The following is a 23596-nucleotide window of genomic DNA, read 5'->3' on the forward strand; positions in this document are numbered from 1 at the left end:
GGCGCCATTCTGCGGGAGGCCCGTCCGGCGGGTGGGTGCGGTGCGGCGGCGGGAGTTATTTGTCCGAGTAGCTGAAGTCCCCGACCGTCCACGCGCTGACGTCCTCGAGGGCGATCCGGTACATGCCGCCGGTCTCGGGGATGCCCAGGGTGCCCTGGAGGATGCGCGCCACGTGGAAGTGCAGGTGCGAGGGTGCCCCGGCGGCGGGCGCGGCCCGGCCCGCCGGTCCGGAGGCTCTGAAGACCTCGGCGAACGGGGCCAGCTGGTCCGAGTCCTGGAGGACCTCGGCGACACGCTGGCGCCAGACGCTTTCGGGGGCGAGGCGGCCGGTGATGACGGCGCCGTGGACGACGACGGTCAAGGACATCTGATTGGTTTGCTCCGACTCGACCATGGCAGCGAGATCGATGAGCAGGTCGTCAGGGGTCGACATGGGCCGGACTCTAGCAAGCGCGGACGTCATCGGAAGCCGCGCCAGGTCAGCGCCTCAGGCCGCCATCCCGGGTCCGTGGCGGCGCTCCTGGGAGGGGCGGCCGCGCCGGCCGCGGGAGCCGCGGGCGCCGCGTACGGGCCGGTCCTGACGGGGCGAGGTGATGGTGACGGGGATGCCGGAGGGCGTCTGGGCGCCGGTGATGCGGCTCAGTGCCTCTTCGCCCGAGCGGACCTGGGTGGTCTGCGGGGTGATGCCCGCGGCGGCCATCAGGCGGGTCATGTCGCGCCGCTGGTTGGGGGTGACCAGGGTGACGACGCTGCCGGACTCGCCGGCGCGGGCGGTGCGGCCGCCCCGGTGGAGGTAGTCCTTGGGGTCGGTCGGCGGGTCGACGTTCACGACGAGGTCGAGGTTGTCGACGTGGATGCCGCGCGCCGCGACGTTGGTCGCGACCAGGACGGTGACGTGTCCGGTCTTGAACTGCGTCAGGGTGCGGGTGCGCTGCGGCTGCGACTTCCCGCCGTGCAGCGCGGCGGCCCGTACACCGCTGCTCAGCAGGTGCTCGGTCAGCCGGTCGACGGCGTGCTTGGTGTCCAGGAACATGATCACCCGGCCGTCGCGGGCCGCGATCTCGGTGGTGGCGGCGTTCTTGTCGGCGCCGTGGACGTGCAGCACGTGGTGCTCCATCGTGGTGACCGCGCCGGCCGAGGGGTCGACGGAGTGCACGACGGGGTCGGTCAGGTAGCGGCGCACGAGCAGGTCCACGTTGCGGTCGAGCGTCGCGGAGAAGAGCATCCGCTGACCCTCGGGGCGCACCTGGTCCAGGAGGGCGGTGACCTGCGGCATGAAGCCCATGTCGGCCATCTGGTCGGCCTCGTCCAGGACGGTGATGGCGACCTGGTTCAGCCGGCAGTCGCCGCGTTCGATGAGGTCCTTGAGCCGTCCGGGTGTGGCGACGACGACCTCGGCGCCGCCGCGCAGCGCGCCGGCCTGCCGTCCGATGGGCATGCCGCCCACGACGGTGGCGGTACGGAGCTTCAGGGCGCGGGCGTACGGGGCGAGGGCGTCGGTGACCTGCTGGGCCAGCTCGCGGGTGGGGACGAGGACCAGGGCCAGCGGCTGGCGGGCCTCGGCGCGCTGTCCGGCCGTACGGGCCAGCAGTGCGAGGCCGAAGGCGAGGGTCTTGCCGGAGCCGGTCCGTCCGCGGCCCAGTACGTCACGGCCCGCGAGGGCGTTCGGCAGGGTGGCGCCCTGGATCGGGAAGGGCACGGTCACGCCCTCGGAGCCGAGCGCGGCGAGCAGCGGTTCCGGCATGTCGAGATCCGCGAAGGCCTCGACGGCGGGAAGCGCGGGGGTGAGCGTCTTGGGGACGGCGAATTCCCGCTGTACGGCGGGCCGGCGGCCGCCGTGGCCCGAGCGGGCGGGGGCGTGGCGATTGTTCGTGCGCGTGGTGGTGCGGTTCATGCAGAACCTTTCCTCGATGCGGCGCGTATCGAGGAATTCCTGAAGGGATTCGCGAGAACGAGCCGTGGAAAACAACAAGCTGGGGCCCGCACCCGAAGGTGCGGGCCCCAGCTGCGTGTGGGCGTCAGCGTCAGGCGGGAACGATGTTCTCGGCCTGCGGGCCCTTCTGGCCCTGCGTGACGTCGAAGGTAACCTTCTGGCCTTCCTGAAGCTCACGGAAGCCAGAAGAGGCGATGTTCGAGTAGTGGGCGAAGACGTCAGCGCCGCCGCCCTCCTGCTCGATGAAGCCGAAGCCCTTTTCCGCGTTGAACCACTTCACGGTGCCAGATGCCATATGAATTCTCCTTTGGGGCAGTGCCCGGAATCGCACTGTGCGAAAGCCGGCGTCGCCGTGATGATTGCCCCGACCGGAAACTTCACCGGTAAATAAAAAGAGCGCCCACCGAAAAATCCGGTGAGAGCACTTGTAAGTTTTTTGGGAACCACAACTGCAACTGAGATCACCGTAGCACAGAGGGGCGCCGTGAGCAGGGAAACTTCTAATTCTGCACCGGCAGGAACAGATAACCGTCTGCGGAAGTCATATAAGCGATGTCGGTGATTCAGGAATTTTCGCGTCCGCGGCGCATCGCCTCGTTCAGCCGGAGGGCTTCGTCGAGCTGGTCCTCAAGTGCGATGATCCGACAGGCCGCCTCCACGGGCGTGCCGCCGTCGACCAGCTCCCTGGCCCGCGCCGCGATGCGCAACTGGTAGCGGGAGTAGCGTCGGTGACCGCCCGCCGAACGGAGCGGAGTGATGAGGCGGGCCTCGCCGAGGGCGCGGAGGAAGGCGGGGGTGGTGCCGAGCATTTCCGCGGCCCGGCCCATCGTGTAGGCGGGGTAGTCGTCGTCGTCGAGACTGTCGGCCAGCGGGGACTTCTCAGAGGTCACTCAAGAGACGCTAACCCTGATGGCAGACCATGTCTACTCCGCCCATGGCAGATTTCCTCCGGTATTGGCCTCTGAAGTTATGCGCTGCCGACACCACTTTTTCGCGTACCGCCCGGTCTAGGCGCCCACGGCCGCGTGCTTGCGCGCCACCGAGACGATGAGGGACCGGAGCCGTTCGACGTACAGCCGCATGTTCTCGTGGGCGGCGGCGGTGTCCGGGTAGCGGGCGGCGAACTGCAGGCCCTCGTGGATCCGGGTGATCCACGCGCACACCTGGTCGCCGTACGAGACCCGGATCAGGCCGTACGCCTTGAGGTCCTGCCACCGCTCCGATCCGGCGATGCCGCGCGCGTCGACGAAGGAGACGATCGAGTACAGGTCCGGAGAGGTGGGCCGGAAATCGGAGCCCAGCAGGCGCAGAACCCGCGCGATCGGCATCCGGGACAGCGCCCGGTTCTCCCGCAGCGCCGAGCGGACCATCGCCAGCGCGTCGTCGAAGTCCGCCGCCCGCCCCACCGGGACCTCGATCGGCGCACCGCCCACGTACCAGCCCACCGACTCCGACCACTGGGAGTTCGCCCGGGTGTGGAACGGCACGACGGTGCGGTACACCTGCTGCCCGGCGAGCTCGCGGACGATGAGCCCGGTGGCCGCGAGGATGCCGATCAGGCTTCCGCCGTACGGACGGCAGTAGGCCTCGAAGGCCGCCGCGTCCGCCTCGTCCACGAGCATGTCGTGCGTGAACTTCTGGGTGGGCAGCGGGCCTTGGGGGTCGAGACCGAGGTCTACGGGGAAGTTGGGCAGCTTTCCGTCGCACCGGGCGATGAACTCCCGCCAGCGGGCCACGATCGCGTGCGTGTCGTCGATCAGGTCGGCGTGCGTGCGCTCCGTCGCGCAGAAGTCGACGTAACTGGCGACCGGGGCCGTGTCCACGGAGCGGCCCTCGAGGCCCGCCTCGTAGAGCGCGTGGATCTCGGCGGGGATGCGCTGGATCGAGTACGCGTCGACGTTGCTGTGGTCGAACGCCATGTAGACGCTCGTGCCCGCGTCCCTGACGACCGCGGTGTAGATGAAGTTCGGCCAGGTGAGGGCGTTCGCCGCGACGTCGAACCGGTCCTGCAGGTACCGGGTCAGCGTGACCGGGTCGGCGAAGTGGCCGACGTCCTCGCGGTGCAGCTCGACGGCGTCGGCCTCCAGGGTGTAGCGCCGCATGTCGTCGCCGACCCAGCGGAACCCGCTGCGCAGCGTCTCGTGCCGGAGCGTCCAGGCCTGCAGCGCGCCTTGGAGGACCTCGAGATCGACCTGTCCCGGGACGTCGAACGCGGCGCCGAGCCAGGTCGGTACGACCAGGCCGTCCTCCTGTACCGAGCGCGCCGTGCGCACGTGGGACTCCTGTACGTACGCGGGCGGGCGGCTGTCCTCCGACAAGCCGGTCGCCGCCTCGACCGTCGCCGGGTGCAGCGTCCATTCCACGAGACGTCCTGCCCGGATCTCGCAACGCTGGATGTCGGTCATTCGCACGGGGCACTCCGCATCACTGGGCATCGCTCACATGGCACAACGGGACCAACGAGGCGGGTGAGCCGAAAGAAACGCGGCCGCCCGCCGCCCGGCCGCTCCGAGCGGTGACGGCGTGGATGCGAAACGTGCTTTTTTATGCCTATTTTGGCAAAAGTGCAGATAGCCCCTGCACGACCGCACCTGTCTCCTTGAGGAAGGCCCGTCCATGAAGCGATTCCCGGTGATCGGGGTGCTGTGCGTCAGCGTGGCGTTCGGTCTCGCCGCGTGTTCCGACGACAGTTCGCCCGCTGAGGAGGCCACCCAGGCAGCCACCGAACTCTGCAGCGACCTGACCGAGCTCAAGGCCGACAACGCCAAGCTGAAGGCCCTGAACCCCGCGACCGCGACCAAGGACCAGGTCCAGGACGCCTACGAAGCCGTGCGCTCGGACTGGGACGGCGTCAAGGACAGCCTGGGCAAGCTGAAGGACGCGGAGCGCTCCGCGGTACAGGCCGCCGCCGACGACCTCAAGAAGGCCTACGACGACCTGCCCGGCGACACGACCGGCAAGGACGCGCGCACCACGCTGCAGCCGCAGATCGAGAAGCTGGACGAGGCCACGACGGCCGCCACCACCGGTCTGAAGTGCTGACACCCCCTACAAGGGCACCCGGCGACCGGGAGGCAGCAGCTCGCTGACGACGGAGGCGACCACGGCCGCCAGGATCACCACGGGCATCATGGCGGTGCCTCGCCGGACGACCGTCCGGTGATCAGCGCGTGGAGGGCGGCGCAGGCCGCGGCGCCCAGGGCGCACAGCACGGTCCGTACGAGGGGCCGCTGCGTGACGCGGCGATCGCCCGGGACCCCTCCAGCCGGGGGTGCAGCGCGGCGGCGAGGGCCGCGGCGACGCGCCAGCGCCCACAGGACGTCCGTCACGTCCAGGCGGGGGAACGGGGTGGACAGGGGCAGGGACAGCTGTCCCGTCTCCAGACCGGTCCTGTTCCGGCGACGAGCGCAGGAGTTCCGGCTCCTCCTGGCCGGTCCCGGTCCCGCCGACGTGCGACTCCGTCATTGGTCACTCCGCTCGGGCGTTTCCCGCCTGCGCACCCCGATCTGTACCGCGCCGAAGAGGACCTTGGCGATCACGCCCACCACGATCAGATCGGCGACCATCTGCAGGGTGGTCAGCACGCGGCCGACCCCTGTGGTCGGCACGATGTCCCCGAATCCCACGGTTGCGAACACCGTGACCGTGAAGTAGAGCGCGTCGGTCCGGTTCAGCGACTCCGAGAACGATCCCGGCACTCCCCCGGCGAGCAGGTAGTACGTGGCGGAGAACAGCACCAGGAACAGCGGCACGGCCGTGGCAAGCACCTCTATCGCCCGCAGCCGCGGATATTCCGCACGGGTGACGACCGAGACCTGCCAGGCGATCAGCCACCCGAACAGTCCCAGGCCGATCACGAGCGAGACGACGGTGGCGACACCGAATCCGTGGTCCAGGGGAGTCAGGTAGTAGAACGCCGTGATCAGGACCACCCAGGCCACCGACCGGAGCGTATGGGCCGCCACGGCGCGTCGGCGCCGCCGGACTGCGTTGCGTTCCATGGCTTCAGGAGAACGGGCCGGAGCCCATCCCGCGACCGGAGCGGGCTCCGGTCGCGTCGCCCCGTGGGGCGTCCAGACGAGCGGGTACGTCTCGCTCCCCGTCCGTTCGACCCACCGGAGCCGGTCCCGTACGACGGCACGCCGGTCCTCAGGGCTCCGTTCCAGCAGCCGGGTGAGCATGTCGCGCATGCCGCGCAGTGCCATCGGGGAGCCGGCGGCGGCGAAGACGAGGTCGTCGACGGCCGTTCGGACGTACTGCTCCCAGTCGGGCAGGGGGACCGTCACCCACAGCCGGCCGGTGTCGTCGGCGAAGTGGCCGATGTCCAGCTCCCGGCCAGCCCGGCGGCCGCGCAGACGAGCTGAGACAGGTTCCGGCAGGTCTCGCGCGTCGCCCGGTGGAACTGCGGCCTCCTCCGGTCCCGGTCCCGATGCAACCACGGAAGGGCGGTCACCGCCGTCGGGCGGCCTGTTCGGTTGCGCCCACCGTGTCCCGCACCGTGGTGGACGGGTGATAGCTGGGCACGAGTGGAGGCGTCGGCATGCGGGCCGCCCGTGTGGCCCCCAGGATGGGCGCGATCCCGTCCGCCTCTGCAGTCAGGAGCTGTTTCCCATGCTGGAGCGCAAGCTGCGCAAGGACCGCACCGAGGTCACCTTCGTCCTTCCGGCGGACACACCGCCCGGGCCGGTGAGCGTGGTCGGCGACTTCAACGACTGGCAGCCCGGGGCGCACACCCTGGAGCCGCGCAAGGACGGGAAGCGGGCCGTCACGGTCGAATTGCCGTGTGAAAGCGCGCATTCCTTCCGGTACCTGGCCGCCGGCGACTACTGGTTCAACGACGAGAGCGCCGGCGACCGGGACGGCCCCAACAGCCGTCTGCACACGTGAGGACCCCGCACGGCTAGCCTCCTCCTCATGCTGCGCATCTCCGAGTACGAGACGCTCGCCTCCCAGCCCGGCGCGACGTCATGACGGCGGGTACGTTCCGGCGTCTGGTCGTCCTGCGGCACGCCAAGTCCGCCTGGCCGCCGGACGTCCCCGATGCCGAGCGGCCGCTCGGCCCGCGGGGTCTGCGCGACGCCCCGGCCGCCGGCCGCTGGCTGCGCGAGGGCGACTGCGAGCCCGACCTCGTCGTGTGTTCGCCCGCGCGCCGTACCCGCCAGACGTGGGACCTGGCCGCGGCCGAGTCCGGCGTCACCGCGCCGGTGACCTACGAGGAACGGGTCTACGGGGCGAGCACCGAGGAGTTGCTGGACCTCGTACGGGAAACCCCCGCGCAGGTGCGGACGCTGCTGCTCGTCGGGCACAACCCCGGCGCGCAGGAGCTGGTCCTGTCGCTCGCCGGCGAGGGGGACGCACGCGGGCTGGAGCAGGCCCGTACGAAGTTCCCGACGTCCGCGATCGCGGTGCTGCGCGTACCCGGCCCCTGGTCGTCCCTCGTACCGGGCGCCGCCCGGCTGACCGACCTCGTCGTGCCCCGGGGCGCGAAGCCCTGAGCGGCGGGAAGCCTTGAGCGGCGGGAAGCCGGCCGGGCCTCACTCGCCGATGCGTACCAGCGCAAGCGTGATGTTGTCCGGGCCCCCGGCGTCGATGGCCGCCTTCCACAGCTCGAAGGCGGCCTTGCCGTCGTCGTGCACCCGCAGCAGATCGTCGATGGCTTCCTCGGGCACCGGGTCGGTCAGCCCGTCGCTGCACACCAGGTAGCGCTCACCGGTGGACAGCGCGAAGTCCGCCACATGGGGAGTGATCTCGCTGTGGGCGCGGCTGCCGCCGAGCACCTGCGTGACGGCCGAGGTGGTGCGATGACCCGGTGCCGGCGGCGGGCTGTCGTCCACGCTGAGCTGGCGCAGCCCGTCCCCGGTCGCGTGGAACACCTTGCTGTCACCGACGTTGAAGGCCAGCAGCGACTCCTCCAGTACGAGGGCTCCGGCGACCGTGGTCCCCATGGCGGTCAGCTCCGGACGGCCTTCGGCGGCCGAGTACACCGCGCGATTGCACAGGTCCAGGGCGTCGCGGACGGCCTGGCCGCCGTCCATCGAGGGGCCGAGCATGGAGAGGTGGCGGACGACCAGCTCACTGGCGACCTCGCCGGCGGGCTGCCCGCCGAGCCCGTCGGCGACCGCGACGACGAGCGGTCTGCCGAGGGGGAACACGAGCGTCTGGGGGCTCTCGGTCGCGGTCCCGCACAGTGTCCACGGTCCGATGACCAGGCTGTCCTCGTTGTGATCGCGCACGAGCCCCACATGGCTCAGGGCGGTCACGGCTATGTACGGCACCTCGACGTCCCGCCTCTCCGCAACGGCGAACGCTGTCCCTCCCCATTGTCGCGCTGCTCGGCATGCGGCGCGTGACCTGCCGGAGCAGGCTGGTCCTGGGGCCCGAGGAAAGGACTGCGGGAGATGTTCGCGAGGCTGAGCACCTACCAGGGATCACCGGTTCCCGCAGAGGGAGACGTGACCGCGAATTCGGAGGCGATCGTCCAGCAGGTCAAGGACGCGCCCGGCTTCCGCGGCGTGTACTACCTCGTCGACCGTGCCTCGGGAGAGGCCATGTCGCTGACCTTGTGGGAGGACGAGCGGACCATGCGGGACAGCGAGGAGCAGGCCGCCCGGATCCGCGAGGAGACGGCCCGGCGCGAGGGCCAGCGGATCGTCTCGGTCGAGCACTTCGAGGTCGGCTTCAGCCACTTGCAGCCGTAAGGCCGTCCGACAGCAGCCCGTGGGCCGCCGAAGAGGTCTCGTCGGAGTGCGTGCCGGTGCCGACGGGGGTTCTGCTGGCGGCCAGCCAGGAGCGGGCGGGGCCGGCGGGCGTTGCCGTGTCCACGGTGAGGTGGAGGCGGGTGGCGCCGTCGAGGGCGGGGTAGCTGCGCTGTTCCGTGCCCGCGAAGCAGCGGCGAAGCGCCTCCGCGACCGCGCGGGCGGCTTCGGGCGTGTGCGCGATGATCCGGACCTCGGCATGTCCGAGCGACGGCAGAGTCTGGGTCCCTATGTACTTCACGCTGGCGTGTTCCCTTTCGTAGCGGGCAGAGAAGTCGGCGGATGGGCTGGGCAGCCCATCCGCCGGCCCCGGTCGGGAGGAAGGTCTGTTCCTCACCGGTCGGCATCGTGCGGTGGGCTCGACGACTGGTGCCGTCCGGCTGACCGGGAGCTTTCGGCAGGGGCCGGCGGGATCCCCGAGGGGGACATGCAGGCCCCGCCTTCGTCCTCCCAGGTGGCTTCGCGGCGCCGGGCGTCACCGGCTCCGCGCCCGATGGCGGATTCGTTGGCCATCAGGACACCTGCGCCGAGGGCGCTGCCCGGGATCGCGGCGGCGGTCATCAGCCGGGCCGCGGCCGCGGGTTCGGTCTCGGGCGGGATCACCAGCAGGTCCCAGCGGCCGACGGTGTAGGAGAGCAGGATCAGCTGGTCGGGATCCTGTTCGGTGAACCAGCCCACGTGCAGGGTGCGCCCCGCCACCTGCACCGTGTGCGGGATGGCGGGCCAGCGGGTGGGGTTCACGGTGACGCGGGTGATGCGCCCCCAGGGCTCGTCCAGAGCGGCGGCGAGCGCCGGAAGCTCGGCTTCGAGGTCACGGGAGTAGGGCCACCAGGCCCCGTCGAGCCGCCCTGCGAGAGCGGTCTTCGGAGTGAGGGACAGGCGTGCCGGACGCATCGCTACGGCGAGGGACTCGGCGCGGTCAAGGGTCGTGATCATGTCGCGGACCCGTCCCCGGGCCGTTCATGAACGGCCCGGCGCAGTGATCGCCGGAAACGACGTCCGCGTGGGAGGCGGGTGTGCGAAATACTCCCGGTGTCTTCACCGTACTCCGGTTCGCGGTCCAGGAACCCGCTTCTGACCAGCTATTTTCCGGCCTGCCCCGGAAGCCTCAGCGGCCGAGGTACCGCTCGACGGCTTCGGCGACGGCCTCGGGGGACTCCTCCGGTGCGTAGTGCCCGGTGTCCGGGAGCACCTCGAGCTGGGCGTTCGGGTACCACTGCATCCAGGTGGCCCGCATGGCCTCGGGCCCCAGCGCGGGGTCGTTCGCACCGGCGAGGAGGAGGACCGGGACCGGATTGCCCTTCACCCGCTCGTGGAAGTCGACGCGCGCCCAGGAGTCCAGGTACGTGCGGAAGGCCGTCGCCGAGGAACCACCCACCGAGCGGCCCACCATCCCGTCCAGCCAGGCGTCGTCGTGCAGCCCGCCGCTGGTGTTGTCGAGGATGGCCCTGCGGTTGGCGGGACTCTTCGCGGCACCGGCGAACAGCTCCCAGGTCTCCCCTTCGAGTGGGAAGCCGGACGCGGGCACCGCCGAGATGCCGATGAGCGAGCGGATCCGCGACGGGGCGTCCAGCAGCATCAGCTGGGCCGCCTTGGCGCCCATGGAGTGGCCGATGACCGAGAAGGACTCCCAGCCCAGATGGTCGGCGACGGCGAGGGCGTCCCCGGCGACCTCCTCCATCGTGAACGCGCCGTCGGTGTCGATCGCCTCCCCGTACCCGCGGCAGTCCAGGAACGCGTAACTGAACGCGTCCCCGTCCAGGTGCTCGCGCATCGGGTCGAAGCTCGACCGGTCGCCGAACCAGTTGTGCAGCAGGAGGGCTCGTTCGGAGCCGGTACCCAGTACGTCGTGCGGAATGACCTGTCCTGTCACAACATCCCCTGCTCATCAGGTGACCGGCGGTCACCGGCGGTCAAGTCTCGCGATCTCCGCAGGCCGACGGCAACGCGACACCCCGCGCAGCGCGGCGGATGGCGCCGGGTCCGGCTCGGTGGGCACGTAGAGTGAGGATTCGTGTCTCTGGGTGAGGTGTGACGGCGCTGTCGCGGCACTGGGCGGATCGCCTTTCGTGAGGAGTGCCGATGAGCAGCCAGTGGGCTTTGGCGGTGGCCGGGGGCGTGGTGGCCGGCTACGGGGCGTTCTCGCGGCGGCTGTCGACGACCGTGATCTCCGGGCCCTTGCTGTTCATGGTGTCCGGCTTGGCGATCGGCGGCCCGCTGGGCTTCGACCTGATGAACCGGGCCAAGGATCCCGAAGTCACCCGGACCCTGTTGGAGGCGGCGCTGGTCCTTGTGCTGTTCACGGACGCGGCCTCGATCCGGGCCGGGGACCTGCGGCGGGAGGAGTTCCTGCCGCTACGGCTGCTCGCCGTGGGCATGCCGGTCACGATCGCGTTGGGGTGGCTCGTCGCGTGGCCCTTGCTGCCGGGGCTCGGCATGTGGGAGCTGGCACTGATCGGCATCATCCTGGCGCCGACGGATGCCGCGCTCGGGCAGCAGGCCGTCTCCAACAAGCGGGTTCCGGCGCTGGTCCGCGGCGGCCTGGGGGTCGAATCGGGCCTGAACGACGGCCTGGCGCTGCCGTTCTTCGTGCTGGCACTGGCGGCGGCGGGTGAGGGCCACGGGCATCCTGGCGTCCTCGAGACGTTCCTGCGTGCGCTGCTGCTGAGCGGTGCGGTCGGAGTCGCGGTCGGCTCGGCGGGGGCGGGCCTGCTCCGCCGGTCGGTGGCCCGGGGCTGGAGCAGCCCTGATTGGCGGCCGTTCCTGACGATCGCCGTCCCCGTCGTCACCTACGCGCTGTGCGTCGTGGCCGACGGCAGCGGCTTCATCGGTGCCTGGGTCGCCGGCGTGGCGTTCGGCATCCGGCTTCGCCCGGCACCGGGGGGTGACGGCGCCCGCGCGGACGGTCCGGATCCCGCGGAGAGCACGATCTTCGCCGAGCGCCTCGGTCTCCTGCTCGCCTCGCTGAGCTTCCTGGTCTTCGGCGCGGTGATTCTGGGACCTGCCCTTCAGCACCTCACATGGCGGACGGTGGTCTACGCGCTGCTCAGCCTGACCGTCATCCGGATGCTGCCGGTCGCCCTCGCGCTGATCGGCACGGGCCTGCGGCCGGCCTCCGTCGCCTACATCGGCTGGTTCGGCCCGCGGGGGCTCGCCTCCCTGGTGTTCGGGCTGATCGCCTTCGAGGAACACCTGCCCGGGACGACCTTGATGGGCGACGTCATCGCCCTGACCGTGGGTCTCAGCATCCTCCTGCACGGCGCCTCGGCCCCGTTCCTGGGAAATCGCTACGGCGACTGGTTCGCGAGCACGCTCCGCGCCGAACCGGCTCTGCGCGAGAACGCACTCGCGGCCGACGGCGCCGACGGTTCATCAACTGCCCGTGAATAACCCGAAGCTGACTGCTGATCACCGTCGATAGGGTGGCCGCGTCCGATCAGATCGCTGTCCCTGGAGGTTGTGCGGTGTCCGAACTCGGCGGCCCGGGTCCCTCACCCGGCTCCGTACCCCCGCCCCCGGCCCACGCGCCTCGCCCCCCGCTGCCGCCCCCGGCCCACGCGCCTCGCCCCCCGCTTCCCCCGCTGCCGGCCCAGGCGCCGGGCCCCGGCCAGAACCGGGGCCCCGTGATCGGCGCGCTGATCACGGCCGCGGCCACCATCGCGGCCGCGGTCATCGCCGCCGTCGCGATGGGCGGCAACGACGACAAGCCCGCAGCGCAGCCGGGCCCCGCCGCCGTCACTTCCGCCCAGCCGCCCGCCGCTTCGCCCACCCCCTCCCCGGTGGCCTCGAAGCCGGTCCAGTCCCTGCCGTCCCAGAGCCCGGCTCCGAAGGCGTCGAAGAACGCCCGTATCGAGGCGAACCCGGACAGCGGTTCCAGCGGCACGGTGATCACCCTCACCGGCTCGGGCTTCGCGGCGGGCGAGCGGGTACGCCTCGTCTTCAACGGCAGCTATGGCAAGGAGTGGGAGCTCCGGGACGTCACGGCTTCGGCCGATGGCGGCTTCGTCGCGGAGATCAAGGTTCCTGCGGAGGGCGCGGACAACCAGCAGAGGTCGGTCGAGGCCAAGGGGCTGGACAGCAAGCGGACCGCGGACACGCCGTTCACCACCACCGAGTGACCCGCCCCCGAACCGAAAGGGCCGGGTCGCTTGCGGCCGTTCAGTTCATCGGGATGATGTCGGGGGCGCCGAGCCGTACCGCGTCGGCGGTCCGGTCGTCCGGCTGCTGCTGGGCCTCGCGCTCGGCGGCCACGCGCTTGAGGTAGTGGTCGACCTCGCGGTCCTGGTGCGCCCGGTCCCATCCCAGGTGGGGCGCCATCAGCTGGGCCACGGTCGGCGCCGCGTCCACCCCGCGGTCCCAGGACTCGATGGAGATCCGGGTGCGCCGGGCGAGGACGTCCTCCAGGTGGCGGGCTCCCTCGTGGGTCACCGCGTACACGGCCTCGACCCTCAGGTAGTCGTCGGAGCTCGGCAGTGCCTCGCCGAGCGCGGGGTCGGCCGCCACCAGGGCGAGCAGTTCGGGCGCCAGGGAGCCGTAGCGATTCAGGAGGTGCTCGATGCGGGCGACATGGAGCCCGGAGCGCTCGGCGAGCCGGTGCCGCGAGTTCCACAGCGCCGGATAGCCGTCGGCGCCCAGCAGCGGAACGCGGTGCGTGACGCAGTCGGGGACCTTCTCGTCCAGGGCGCGGACGGCCTCGTCGACCGCGTCCTTGGCCATCACCCGGTACGTGGTGTATTTGCCGCCCGCCACCACGACGAGTCCGGGCACGGGATGGGCGACCAGGTGCTCCCGGGACAGCTTGCTGGTCTCCGCCGCCTCGCCGGACAGCAGGGGGCGCAGGCCGGCGTAGACGCCCTCGACGTCCTCGGGGACCAGGGGGGTGGTCAGGACGCTGTTGACGTGTTCCAGCAGGTAGGTGACGTCCTTGGAGCTGAGGGCGGGGTGGGCCTTGTCGAGCGTCCAGTCCGTGTCGGTGGTCCCGATGATCCAGTGCCGGCCCCAGGGGATGACGAACAGCACGCTCTTCTCGGTGCGCAGGATCAGACCGGTGCGGGAGTTGATGCGGTCACGGGGGACGAGCAGGTGGACGCCCTTGGAGGCGCGGACGTGGAACTGGCCGCGGGTGCCGGCCATGGCCTGGGTGTCGTCCGTCCACACCCCGGTCGCGTTGATGACCTGCTTGGCCCGCACCTGCGTCTCGTCGCCGCTTTCCAGGTCCGTGACCACGGCGCCGACCACCCGCTCGCCCTGGCGCAGGAAGCGGCTGACCCGGGTGCGGTTGGCGGTCAGTGCCCCGTACGCGGCGGCCGTACGGGCGAGGAACAGGGTGTGCCGGGCGTCGTCGACCTGGGCGTCCCAGTACTGGATGGCGCCCACCAGGGCGTCGGAGCGCAGGGCGGGCGCCTCGCGCAGGGCCCGGTGCTTGCTCAGGTGGCGGTGGACGGGCAGGCCGCCGGAGGTGCCGGAGGCCCGGGCCATCGCGTCGTACAGCAGCACGCCGCTGCCGACGTACGGGCGCTCCGTGACGCGGTGTCGCAGGGGGTAGAGGAACGGCACCGGACGTACCAAGTGGGGGGCGAGGTACCGGAGCAGGAGGCCCCGTTCCTTGAGCGCCTCGGCGACGAGGCGGAAGTCGAGCATCTCCAGGTAGCGCAGGCCGCCGTGGATGAGTTTGCTGGAGCGGCTGGACGTGCCCGAGGCCCAGTCGCGGGCTTCGACGAGCCCGACGCTCAGGCCCCGGGTGGCGGCGTCCAGGGCGGCCCCGCTGCCGACGACGCCGCCTCCGACGACGAGGACGTCGAGTTCGCCCTGTCCCATGCCGGCGAGGGCCTGTGCGCGGGCCCGGGGTGAGAGGGCCACCGGATCGACCATGGTCTCCTCCTCAGTGCTGCGGGCGCGCGCGGCCGATCCGGCCGATCCGGCCGGATCGGCCGGAACCTATTCGACCTTGGCCCAGTCGAGCGTGCGCTCCACCGCACGCTTCCAGCCCTCGTACCCTTCCGCGCGCCGTTCCTCCGACCACTCGGGCGCCCAGCGCTTGGACTCCTGCCAGTGGGTGCGCAGTTCGTCCGTGTCGCGCCAGAATCCGGTGGCGAGTCCGGCCGCATAGGCCGCGCCGAGCGCGGTGGTCTCGGCGACGACGGGACGGCTGACCGGTACGCCGAGGATGTCGGCCTGGGTCTGCATGCACAGGTCGTTGGCCGTGACTCCGCCGTCGACCTTGAGCACGTCGAGGTGGACGCCGGAGTCCTGTTCCATGGCTTCCACCACGTCGCGGCTCTGGTAGCAGATGGCCTCCAGGGTGGCCCGCGCCAGGTGTCCGTTGTCGTGGTAGCGGGCCAGACCGACGATCGCGCCGCGGGCGTCGGAGCGCCAGTACGGGGCGAACAGGCCGGAGAAGGCGGGCACGAAGTAGATGCCGCCGCTGTCCTCGACGGTGCGGGCCAGGCGTTCGCTCTCGGCGGCGTCACCGATGATCTTCAACTGGTCGCGCAGCCATTGCACGGCCGAGCCGGTGACCGCGATGGAGCCCTCGAGCGCGTACACCGCGGGGCTGTCGCCGAACTGGTACGCCACGGTGGTCAGGAGCCCGTGCTGCGAGCGGACCAGCTCCGTCCCGGTGTTGAGCACCAGGAAGTTGCCGGTTCCGTACGTGTTCTTCGCCTCGCCGGGCGCGTAGCAGACCTGCCCGACGGTGGCCGCCTGCTGGTCGCCGAGGACACCGGTGATGGGAATGGCCTCGCGCAGCGGCCGGGAGGTGCGGGTCTGTCCGTAGGCCTCCGGGTGGGAGGACGGGTTGATGGTGGGCAGCATGGCCCGGGGTACGCCGAAGAAGCCGAGCAGTTCGTCGTCCCAGTCGAGGGTCTCCAGGTCCATGAGCATGGTGCGGCTGGCGTTGGTGACGTCGGTGGCGTGGATGCCGCCGTCGGGTCCGCCGGTGAGGTTCCACAGCACCCAGCAGTCGGTGTTGCCGAAGAGGGCGTTGCCCTGCTCGGCGGCCTCCCGCACGCCGTCGACGTTCTCCAGGATCCATTGGATCTTGCCGCCGGAGAAGTACGTGGCCGGTGGCAGCCCTGCTTTACGGCGGATGACGTCGCCCTGGCCGCCGCGCTCCAGTGCCGCGGCGATGGAGTCCGTACGGGTGTCCTGCCAGACGATGGCGTTGTAGTACGGGCGGCCGGTGCGGGGGTCCCAGACGACGGTCGTCTCGCGCTGGTTGGTGATGCCGACGGCCGCCAGGTCGGAGGCGTCGAGGTTTCCGTGCCGGAGGGCGTTCTGGATCACCGAGTTGGTGCGTTCCCAGATCTCCACCGGGTCGTGTTCGACCCACCCCGAGCGCGGGAGGATCTGGGAGTGCTCCAGCTGGTGCCGCGCCACCTCGCTGCCGGCGTGGTCGAAGATCATGAAACGGGTGCTCGTGGTCCCCTGGTCCACTGCGCCGACGAAGTCAGCCATGGGGTGCCTCCTCCTCTTGGGGATGCCGTGTGTGGGGGCTGTCCGTCCGGGACGGGATGGACGGTACGAACGGACGTGCCGTGCCGTGCCGTGCCGTGTTCCGCCCGCCCCGGATCCGGTCAGCTCTCCTCCGGTGCCGGTACGCGTCCGGGAGGCTCCGGTTCGGCGGTCGGCAGGAACCGGCCGATGAGGAGCTTGTAGATACCCGCACCCAGCACACCGCCGATGAACGGGCCGATGATCGGCACCCAGAAGTAGAGGTTCCCGTACTGGTCTCTCCATGCCCCTCCGTACCCGGTGAGGAAGCTGGCCAGCCGGGGGCCGAGGTCACGGGCCGGGTTGATCGCGTACCCGGCGTTGGTGCCCCACGCCATGCCGATGGCCACGACGATCAGGCCGACGATGAACGGGGCCAGGTTGGCGCCCGGGGGCGTGCCCAGCAGGTCCGTGACCGCGAAGATCAGCATCAGCAGGATCGCGGTGCCGATGATCTGGTCGCGCAGTGCGCCCCACTCGGTCACCGGCAGGTTGGTGTTTCCGTTGGCCGGGAGCGTGGAGAAGACGCCCTGCGTCTTGATGGTGTGTCCGGGGTCGGCCTTGGCCAGCGCCTCGGTGTAGTTCCAGCGGACGATCAGGGCCGCCACGAAGGCTCCGGCGAGCTGGGCCAGTGCGTAGGGGGCGACTCTCTTCCACGGGAATCCCTTGAAGGTCGCGAGGGCGACGGTCACCGCGGGATTGAGGTGGGCGCCGCTCAGCCTTGCCGCGACGTAGACGCCCAGGGTCACGCCGAGACCCCAGGCCCAGGCGATGCTGTCGTGGTTTCCGAGGCCGCCCGCGGGGTCCGTCAGGGCTCCGCCGGCGACCACCTGGGCCACGACACCACAGCCGAAGAGGATGAGGATCATGGTGCCGGCGAATTCGGCAGAGAGTTCGCCGATCAGCCCATGCGCTTTGAGGCGCTCCTTCATGGGTGCCCGCTTCCCGCCGGTCCGAAGACCGGCATTCGACTGCCCCGAGCCCCCCGGTTCAGCGTAAGACGGGTCGCCCGTACCGGAAAGGCGAGGGCGGTCCGGTCCCCCGGAGGCCGGTCCCCGCTTCGGATTCCCCGGTCCTTCCCCGAGGCGGTCGCCCGAGCTCTCGCGGATGTCCGCGGCGTGGCAGCACACTGTTCGTATGGATCGCCGGCTCCGACCGGGAGGCACACGATGAAGATGTTGATCAACAGTCCGCAGACCGTGGTCGCCGACGCCCTGCGAGGGCTGGCCGCGGCCCACCCGGAACTGGACGTGGACGCCGACGCCCGGGTCGTCGTACGGCGGGACGCGAGTCAGGGCGGGCGGGTCGGTCTCGTCTCCGGTGGCGGCTCCGGACACGAGCCCTTGCACGCCGGTTTCGTCGGACCCGGAATGCTGTCCGCCGCCTGTCCGGGCGAGGTGTTCACTTCCCCCGTGCCCGACCAGATGCTGCGGGCGGCCAAGGCCGTGGACTCCGGCCAGGGGGTGCTGTTCGTCGTCAAGAACTACACCGGGGACGTACTGAACTTCGACATGGCCGCCGAACTCGCCGAGGAGGACGGAATCCGGGTCGAGCGGGTGCTGGTCAACGACGACGTCGCCGTGACCGACAGCCTCTACACGGCCGGGCGTCGCGGCACGGGCGCCACGCTCTTCGTCGAGAAGATCGCCGGGGCGGCGGCGGAGGAGGGCGCGCCGCTGGAGCAGGTCGCCGCGGTCGCCCGGCGGGTCAACGAGGCCTCGGGCAGCTTCGGCGTGGCGCTGAGCGCCTGCACCACCCCCGCCAAGGGCAGTCCCACCTTCGACCTGCCGGACGGCGAGCTGGAGCTGGGCATCGGGATCCACGGGGAGCCGGGCCGGGAGCGGCGCGCGATGATGCCGGCGCGGGAGATCGCCGAGGTCGCGGTGGGTTCCGTACTGGACGACATGGCGAACGCGGCCCCTGTCGACGGGCCGGTACTGGCCCTGGTGAACGGGATGGGCGCGACGCCGCTGCTGGAGCTGTACGGCTTCCACGCGGAGGTGGCCCGGGTGCTGGCGGATCGGGGCGTCCCGGTGGCCCGGACCCTCGTGGGGAACTACGTCACCTCGCTGGACATGGCGGGGTGCTCGGTGACGCTGTGCCGGGCCGACGAGGAAATGCTGCGGCTGTGGGACGCACCGGTGCAGACGGCAGCACTGCGCTGGGGCCGCTGACGCCCTAGGCGGCCCCCCTCTCCCGGGCAGTCGGCGATTGCCTGAGGGCGAGGACGATGAGCAGGGCGAACGCGGCGAGGGCGGTGAGCGTGCGCAGGTTGTTGAAGAGTTCCCAGCGCCGCAGGATCTCCGCGTGATCGACCGGTGCCGAGGTGAGCGCCCATTCCTTGATCCGGCCGTTGATCGGCACGTTGCCGAGCCGGGTTATCAGGAAGGACGCGAGGGTCAGCAGGCCTGCCGTACCCGCGATCAGCCGGGCGCGGCCGCGTGTCAGGGCCGCGAGAGTGAGGGAGCTCAGCGTCGACACGGCCATCGCCGCCTGCATGGTGATGCCGTTCATCTTCATCAGCTCGGCGTGGAACGACAGCCGCGTGTCGAGCGGTACGGCATTGAAGGTGGGGACCAGGTTGGCCGCGCCGTAGCCGAATGCGCCGGCGAGGAGGCCGGTGGCGAGCAGGGCGAGTCCCTGGAGAAGTCGGATGCGCGTGTTCGCCGGCTCCATGAAGATCAGATCTCTCCGCTCTCGGTCCACGCGCGGAGTTTCTCCGGGTTGCGGACGGCCCAGATACGGGTGATGCGGCCGTCGGTGACGTCGAGGGCGGCGACGGTCACGGGGATGCCGGAGAGGTGGGCCACCAGGCCGGGGCGGCCGTTGACCGTCCGTTCCAGGAGCGTCAGTCCGGGGGCCTTGTCGGCGATGTGGATCAGGTACTGGGCGATGCTCTTGCCGCCTTCGACGGGGCGCAGCACGGTGCCGACCAGGCCGCCGCCGTCGGCGGTCATCGTGGCGTCGGGGTCGAGGAGGGCGACGAGGGCCTCGATGTCCTTGGATTCCCAAGCCTCTTTGAAGTCCCGTACCAGGACGGCCTGGCCGACTGCGGGGGTCGCCGGGGTCCGTGCGGCGCGGACGCGCCGGCGGCCGGAGGACGCCAGCTGCCGACAGGCCGCGGGCGTGCGGCCGACGATTTCGGCGACTTCGGCGAAGGGGTAGCGGAAGACGTCGTGGAGGATGAACGCGACGCGCTCGGCCGGCGTCATGGATTCGAGTACGACGAGGAAGGCCATGTGCACCGACTCGTCGAGGGTGATCCGGTCGGCGGGGTCGGCCGGTTCGGTCCCGCCGTCGTCCGCTCGCCCGCTGATCCACTCCGAGCGGTCGGGCAGCGGCTCGGGTATCCAGGTGCCGACGTAGCGTTCGCGGCGGGCCCGTGCCGAGCCGAGCACGTCGAGGCAGATACGGCTGGCGACCGTCGTGAGCCAGGCGCCGGGCGAGGCGATGGCCGCCTGTTGCTGCCGTGACATGGCGTACCAGCGGGTGTAGGTCTCCTGCACGGCGTCCTCGGCCTCGGCCAGCGAACCCAGCAGCCGGTAGGCGAGGTTGATCAGCTGGCGCCGCTCGCCGACGATCGCGCTCAGGTCGGGCTCGGACGGTTCGTGCCCTGACTCGGATGGGGTGCTCATGTCGCGACTGCTCCCTGGTTGATCTCGTCTGTTTCCGCTCTCGGCACTTCGACCGGCACATCGATCGGTACTTCGACGAAACACCGCACCGGATTGTGAGGCCGACGCCTCACCTCACATTTCGCGGGCCTGCGTCGTCGGACCACCGAGACGCTATCGACCCACCGCCGCGAGGCAGAAGAAGGGACCACATCATGGCCGTACAGACGACGACAGCACCGGGCAGATCCACGTTTCTGCAGGTCGCGATCGGCTTGCAGACCTTGACCCTGTTCTTCCAGGCGGTCACCGCCGGACTGTTGCTGTCCACGTCCTACGGTGAGGTGCTGCACGGCGTGGGAGCGCGCGTGATGTACGGCGCGTCGATGCTGTACGTGCTCGCCGCGATCCTGGCGTGGCGGCCGGGCGGCGGCTCGCCGCGACCCGTCCTGTACGCGTCCGGCTTCCTCGCGCTCGCCTCCGTGCAGGTGGTCCTCGGCATCGCGCACATGCCGACGCTCCATGTCCCCCTGGGCGTGCTGATGTTCGGCCTGAGCGTGCTGGCGCTGGGCCAGGCGCTGTCCCGCGCTCTCGGCGTAAGCCCACTGCGACGTACCGTGTGACGCGCCGGCGGCCCTTCCCCCTCCCCACCCCCCCCCGCACCCGGAACGCATTCCCTTGCCAGGACGCGAACCGGGCCCGGATACGATCTCAACTTCGTGATCATCGAGGGGGAATTGATGGCGACCGCCGACCATGCCGTGCTGAGTCCACTGGGGCCGAACGATCCACAGGAGATCGCCGGTTACCGGCTGCTCGCGCGGATCGGCGAAGGCGGAATGGGATCGGTCTACCTGTCCCGAACCCGGGGCAACCAGCCGGTCGCACTGAAGGTCATCCGGCGCGAGTTCGCCCAGGAGCAGGACTTCCGTGCCCGCTTCGAGCATGAGGTCCAGGCAGCGCGCCGGGTGCAGGGCTACCACATCGTGCCGGTCGTGGACCACGACACCAGCGGTGAACAGCCCTGGCTCGCCAGCGCCTACGTACCGGGCCTGGCGCTGGACGACGCGCTCGCCACCCATGGGCCGCTCCCGATGCCCGCCGTGTTCCAGCTGATCGGCTGCACCGCGCAGGCTCTGCATTCCGTACACGCCGCCTCGGTGATACACCGCGACCTGAAACCCAGCAACATCCTGCTGAGTTCGAACGGCCCCTGGGTGATCGACTTCGGTATCGCGCGCGCCACCGACGCCACCCAGCTCACGCGCAGCGGTGGGTTCATCGGGACACCGCAGTACATGTCGCCCGAGCATGCGCTGGGCCGCCAAGTCACCCCGGCGACCGACATCTTCGCGCTGGGACTGATCGCCGCGGTCGTGGCCACCGGTCGCCACCCGTACGGCGACGGCGCGGGAATCTCGATCGCCGCCTCGATCGCCAACACTCCGCAGCAGGCGCCGGATCTGAGCGGCTACCCGGATCCGCTACGGCCGTTGCTGGAGCGCTGCCTGGCGGCCGATGCTTCCCAGCGGCCCGGGCCTGCCGAGCTGGCCGAGTGGTGCCAGCGGGCGGCGGGCCGGCCACTGCGTGACTTCAAGGACTGGCTGCCCGCCGGGCTCACGGCGGAGATCGCGCGGCGGGAGCAGCTGTCGCAGACGCCCCCCCAGCCTCAGACCCCGCCGCAGATGCCCCCGCAGACCCCGCCGCAGCCCTCGTACAACCCGACGTACGTACCGACGCAGGCGTCCGGGCCGGGTCAGCCGATGCAGGGGACAACGGGTCCCCAGGCGGCGATATACGGCGCCGCCACTGCCACAGCGTCCGTTCCCACTCCCGCTCCCACCCCCGTTCCCGTTCCCGTTCCCCCGAACCGTGGCCGCAGCCGGGTGCCCCTGGTCGTCGGCGCGGGGATCCTGGCCGTCGTCCTGGCCGCGGGCGGCACCTGGTACGTCACGCGCGCAGACGACAAGAGCGGGAATGGGAGCAAGGGCGGGGACAAGGCGGCGGACCAGCCGAAGCCCTCTTCGTCCGAGCCGCAGACCCAGGCCCCGGCGTCCGCGCAGCCTCAGACTCCTGCCGCCCCCGGTTACACGGTGGTGTTCAACGACAAGTCGTTGAAGCTCCTGGCTCCCAGGGAATTCGGCAAGTACAACGACGTGGACCTCGACTTCCCGAAGGTGGCGCCGTTCGGAGAGATCGCGAGCGGCAACCGGGAGCTGCAGATGGGATTCGACGCCGTCGAGAGCCGAACGACGTTCGGCAAGAGCAAGGGCCCCACCCCCGAGCAGTGCGCGACCGGAGCCGCCACGAACCCGATTCCCGACAAGCTGAACAGTGCTGCCCTGACCGGAGCGGACAGCACCATCGTTCAGGGCGATCTGCTCTGCACGGTTACGTCCAAGGGCAACCTGGCGATGGTGAAGATCGTCGGCATCGAGCCCTCGACCAGCAAGCAGTACGACATCCCGACCTACCTCACCGAAGTGACGCTCTGGAAGCGACAGTCGTAGCGGCGGGGTCAGGCCGCTGCCTCCGCCTGTGCGCGGCTCCGGGTCTCCTGCCGTACGACACGGCGGCGCCGCGACGGCATGCCCACGGTCGGGTTGGCGACGCCCCAGGCCGCGCCCTTGCAGATGAGTTCCTTGAAGCGGGCGGCCACGCGGCCCGTCAGGGCGCTGTCGACCGCTCGGTCGTCGGCGGTGACGGACTGGATCAGCCCGTCCTTGCGGCCGAGGGAGATGCACTGCTTGGAGTAGTGGATCGAGACGTGGGGGACCTTGGTGTCGGTGAGGCGGGCGGCGATGGCGTCGGCGGCCTGCCAGGCCATGGGGATACCCGAGGCGCAGGACATGCGCAGCGGCTTGTCGCCCGGGCCCATCGCCATCGCCGCGTCGCCCACGGCGTACACGTCCGGGTGGGACACCGAGCGCATCGTGCTGTCGACCACGATCTGGCCACGGTCGGTGACCTCCAGGGCGGTGGCCCGGGCGATCGGGTGGACGGCGAAGCCGGTGGTCCAGACCGTGACCTCGGCGGGGATGGTCCGGCCGCCGGCGGTCGTCACGCCGTCCGCCTCCACGGCGTTGACCGCGGTGTGTTCGTGGACCGTGATGCCGAGCTTGTCCACCACCTTCCGCAGGTGGGCGCGGCCCTTCTCCGAGAGCCAGTCGCCGAGGGCGCCGTGGGCGGCCAGGGCGACGTCGAGGTCCGGGCGGGCCTCGGCGATCTCGGTCACGGCCTCCAGGCCCGTCAGGCCGCCGCCGACCACGACCACGGGCCGGCCGGCGTCCAGGGCGGCCAGGCGATCGCGGAGGCGGCGGGCGCCGGGGCGGCTGGAGACCTCGTGGGCGTGTTCGGCGGTGCCGGGGACGCCCCCGTCGTTCCAGCCGCTGCCGAGGGCGTAGACCAGAGTGTCGTACTCCAGTTGCTCCAGCTCCTCCCGCTCGGGGCCGTTCGCGGCGGCGACCGTGACCGTCTTGCGGTCCACGTCCACGCCGGTGACCTCTCCGAGCTTCAGCTCCACACCCGTGCCGGCGAACATCTCGCCGAACGGGCGGGGCTTGAGGTCCTGGCCGGCCGCGAGCTGGTGCAGCCGGACGCGCTCGACGAAGTCGGGCTCGGGGTTGACGAGGGTGATGGCGACGTCCTGGCGGTGCAGCCGCTTGGCGAGGCGGCCGGCGGCGAGGGCACCGGTGTAGCCGGCTCCGAGGATGACGATGCGGTGCTGCATGTCCGTGCTCCTGTCTGGGCGGGGGCCGCCGTTGTCCGGCGTGGTTTCGCCTCTTGAACCGGACAGCCCCCCG

25 protein-coding genes are annotated in these 23596 nt (G+C 70.9%); 9 read left to right on the forward strand and 16 right to left on the reverse strand.

The genetic code is table 11. The features are described 5' to 3' along the window. Window positions 1–55: 55 nt before the first annotated feature. The 5 genes from JIW86_RS21540 to JIW86_RS21560 all read right to left on the reverse strand — a co-directional run bounded on the left by JIW86_RS21540 (window position 56) and on the right by JIW86_RS21560 (window position 4338). Window positions 56–433, reverse strand: coding sequence for a hypothetical protein (locus JIW86_RS21540; protein ID WP_215146144.1), 378 nt, complete (start codon window positions 431–433; stop codon window positions 56–58). A 54-nt stretch (window positions 434–487) separates the two neighbouring features. Then, on the reverse strand, window positions 488–1894 hold the full coding sequence (locus JIW86_RS21545; RefSeq protein WP_257555498.1) for a DEAD/DEAH box helicase: 1407 nt from the start codon (window positions 1892–1894) through the stop codon (window positions 488–490). Between the two features lie 130 nt (window positions 1895–2024). Further along, on the reverse strand, window positions 2025–2228 hold the full coding sequence (locus JIW86_RS21550) for a cold-shock protein (protein ID WP_030011983.1): 204 nt from the start codon (window positions 2226–2228) through the stop codon (window positions 2025–2027). A 268-nt stretch (window positions 2229–2496) separates the two neighbouring features. Next, window positions 2497–2760, reverse strand: a complete 264-nt coding sequence (locus JIW86_RS21555; RefSeq protein WP_251065505.1) for a MerR family transcriptional regulator — start codon at window positions 2758–2760, stop codon at window positions 2497–2499. Between the two features lie 180 nt (window positions 2761–2940). Then, window positions 2941–4338 (reverse strand): condensation domain-containing protein, encoded by a 1398-nt coding sequence (locus JIW86_RS21560; protein WP_257555499.1) that lies wholly within the window; start codon window positions 4336–4338, stop codon window positions 2941–2943. Window positions 4339–4549: 211 nt separating this feature from the next. Between JIW86_RS21560 and JIW86_RS21565 the strand changes: the two genes are divergently transcribed. Then, window positions 4550–4975, forward strand: coding sequence for a hypothetical protein (locus JIW86_RS21565; RefSeq protein WP_257555500.1), 426 nt, complete (start codon window positions 4550–4552; stop codon window positions 4973–4975). A gap of 419 nt (window positions 4976–5394) precedes the next feature. Here JIW86_RS21565 and JIW86_RS21570 read toward each other — a convergent pair whose 3' ends face one another. Further along, window positions 5395–6372 carry a potassium channel family protein gene (locus JIW86_RS21570; RefSeq protein ID WP_257555502.1) on the reverse strand — a complete coding sequence of 326 codons (978 nt, stop codon included), beginning with the start codon at window positions 6370–6372 and terminating at the stop codon, window positions 5395–5397. 172 nt (window positions 6373–6544) lie between these two features. Here JIW86_RS21570 and JIW86_RS21575 point away from each other — a divergent pair, with 172 nt between their 5' ends. Together JIW86_RS21575 and JIW86_RS21580 are read left to right on the forward strand one after the other, a co-directional pair. Continuing rightward, complete coding sequence (locus JIW86_RS21575; protein ID WP_257555503.1) at window positions 6545–6820, forward strand: isoamylase early set domain-containing protein; 276 nt, start codon at window positions 6545–6547, stop codon at window positions 6818–6820. Between the two features lie 80 nt (window positions 6821–6900). Continuing rightward, on the forward strand, window positions 6901–7428 hold the full coding sequence (locus JIW86_RS21580) for a SixA phosphatase family protein (protein ID WP_257555504.1): 528 nt from the start codon (window positions 6901–6903) through the stop codon (window positions 7426–7428). A 39-nt stretch (window positions 7429–7467) separates the two neighbouring features. Here JIW86_RS21580 and JIW86_RS21585 read toward each other — a convergent pair whose 3' ends face one another. Then, complete coding sequence (locus JIW86_RS21585) at window positions 7468–8208, reverse strand: PP2C family protein-serine/threonine phosphatase (RefSeq protein ID WP_257555505.1); 741 nt, start codon at window positions 8206–8208, stop codon at window positions 7468–7470. A 177-nt stretch (window positions 8209–8385) separates the two neighbouring features. On the opposite strand from JIW86_RS21585, the gene JIW86_RS21590 reads away from it, so the two are divergent. Next, a complete protein-coding gene (locus tag JIW86_RS21590) occupies window positions 8386–8631 on the forward strand; it encodes a hypothetical protein (RefSeq protein ID WP_257555507.1) in 246 nt (81 codons plus the stop codon). Here JIW86_RS21590 and JIW86_RS21595 read toward each other — a convergent pair. From JIW86_RS21595 to JIW86_RS21605, 3 genes are all read right to left on the reverse strand, one after another. Continuing rightward, window positions 8612–8929, reverse strand: coding sequence for a hypothetical protein (locus JIW86_RS21595; RefSeq protein WP_257555508.1), 318 nt, complete (start codon window positions 8927–8929; stop codon window positions 8612–8614). The two genes, JIW86_RS21590 and JIW86_RS21595, sit on opposite strands and share 20 nt — an antisense overlap. A gap of 92 nt (window positions 8930–9021) precedes the next feature. After that, window positions 9022–9624: a DUF5994 family protein gene (locus JIW86_RS21600; RefSeq protein WP_257555509.1), complete on the reverse strand. Its 603-nt coding sequence runs from the start codon at window positions 9622–9624 to the stop codon at window positions 9022–9024. Window positions 9625–9796: 172 nt separating this feature from the next. Next, window positions 9797–10561, reverse strand: coding sequence for an alpha/beta fold hydrolase (locus JIW86_RS21605; protein ID WP_257555510.1), 765 nt, complete (start codon window positions 10559–10561; stop codon window positions 9797–9799). Between the two features lie 209 nt (window positions 10562–10770). Between JIW86_RS21605 and JIW86_RS21610 the strand changes: the two genes are divergently transcribed. Next, a complete protein-coding gene (locus JIW86_RS21610; RefSeq protein ID WP_257555511.1) occupies window positions 10771–12078 on the forward strand; it encodes a cation:proton antiporter in 1308 nt (435 codons plus the stop codon). A gap of 233 nt (window positions 12079–12311) precedes the next feature. After that, window positions 12312–12806: a hypothetical protein gene (locus JIW86_RS21615; protein ID WP_257555512.1), complete on the forward strand. Its 495-nt coding sequence runs from the start codon at window positions 12312–12314 to the stop codon at window positions 12804–12806. 40 nt (window positions 12807–12846) lie between these two features. Here JIW86_RS21615 and JIW86_RS21620 read toward each other — a convergent pair whose 3' ends face one another. From JIW86_RS21620 to JIW86_RS21630, 3 genes are all read right to left on the reverse strand, one after another. Continuing rightward, the gene (locus JIW86_RS21620; RefSeq protein WP_257555513.1) at window positions 12847–14559 is read right to left on the reverse strand and encodes a glycerol-3-phosphate dehydrogenase/oxidase; all 1713 of its coding nucleotides are present in this window, start codon (window positions 14557–14559) and stop codon (window positions 12847–12849) included. A gap of 66 nt (window positions 14560–14625) precedes the next feature. After that, window positions 14626–16143, reverse strand: coding sequence for a glycerol kinase GlpK (gene glpK / locus JIW86_RS21625; RefSeq protein WP_257555514.1), 1518 nt, complete (start codon window positions 16141–16143; stop codon window positions 14626–14628). Between the two features lie 119 nt (window positions 16144–16262). Next, a complete protein-coding gene (locus JIW86_RS21630; RefSeq protein ID WP_257555515.1) occupies window positions 16263–17111 on the reverse strand; it encodes an MIP/aquaporin family protein in 849 nt (282 codons plus the stop codon). Window positions 17112–17348: 237 nt separating this feature from the next. Here JIW86_RS21630 and dhaK point away from each other — a divergent pair, with 237 nt between their 5' ends. After that, entirely contained in the window at window positions 17349–18353 is a 1005-nt protein-coding gene (gene dhaK / locus JIW86_RS21635) for a dihydroxyacetone kinase subunit DhaK (protein WP_257555516.1), read from the forward strand. Window positions 18354–18357: 4 nt separating this feature from the next. On the opposite strand, the gene JIW86_RS21640 is transcribed toward dhaK, so the two are convergent. Together JIW86_RS21640 and sigJ are read right to left on the reverse strand one after the other, a co-directional pair. Continuing rightward, the gene (locus tag JIW86_RS21640; protein WP_257555517.1) at window positions 18358–18885 is read right to left on the reverse strand and encodes a DUF1772 domain-containing protein; all 528 of its coding nucleotides are present in this window, start codon (window positions 18883–18885) and stop codon (window positions 18358–18360) included. Next, a complete protein-coding gene (sigJ, locus tag JIW86_RS21645; RefSeq protein WP_257555518.1) occupies window positions 18861–19814 on the reverse strand; it encodes an RNA polymerase sigma factor SigJ in 954 nt (317 codons plus the stop codon). The genes JIW86_RS21640 and sigJ overlap by 25 nt, the downstream gene beginning before the upstream one ends. 194 nt (window positions 19815–20008) lie before the next feature. Here sigJ and JIW86_RS21650 point away from each other — a divergent pair, with 194 nt between their 5' ends. Both JIW86_RS21650 and JIW86_RS21655 read left to right on the forward strand, forming a co-directional pair. After that, window positions 20009–20416 (forward strand): hypothetical protein, encoded by a 408-nt coding sequence (locus JIW86_RS21650; RefSeq protein WP_257555519.1) that lies wholly within the window; start codon window positions 20009–20011, stop codon window positions 20414–20416. Window positions 20417–20533: 117 nt separating this feature from the next. Continuing rightward, the gene (locus JIW86_RS21655; protein WP_257555520.1) at window positions 20534–22303 is read left to right on the forward strand and encodes a serine/threonine-protein kinase; all 1770 of its coding nucleotides are present in this window, start codon (window positions 20534–20536) and stop codon (window positions 22301–22303) included. A gap of 8 nt (window positions 22304–22311) precedes the next feature. Here the strand turns inward: JIW86_RS21655 and JIW86_RS21660 are convergent, their stop codons facing one another. Continuing rightward, complete coding sequence (locus JIW86_RS21660) at window positions 22312–23523, reverse strand: NAD(P)/FAD-dependent oxidoreductase (protein WP_257555521.1); 1212 nt, start codon at window positions 23521–23523, stop codon at window positions 22312–22314. Window positions 23524–23596 lie beyond the last annotated feature (73 nt).

This window comes from Streptomyces sp. NBC_00162 (genome assembly GCF_024611995.1).
Lineage (GTDB): Bacteria > Actinomycetota > Actinomycetes > Streptomycetales > Streptomycetaceae > Streptomyces.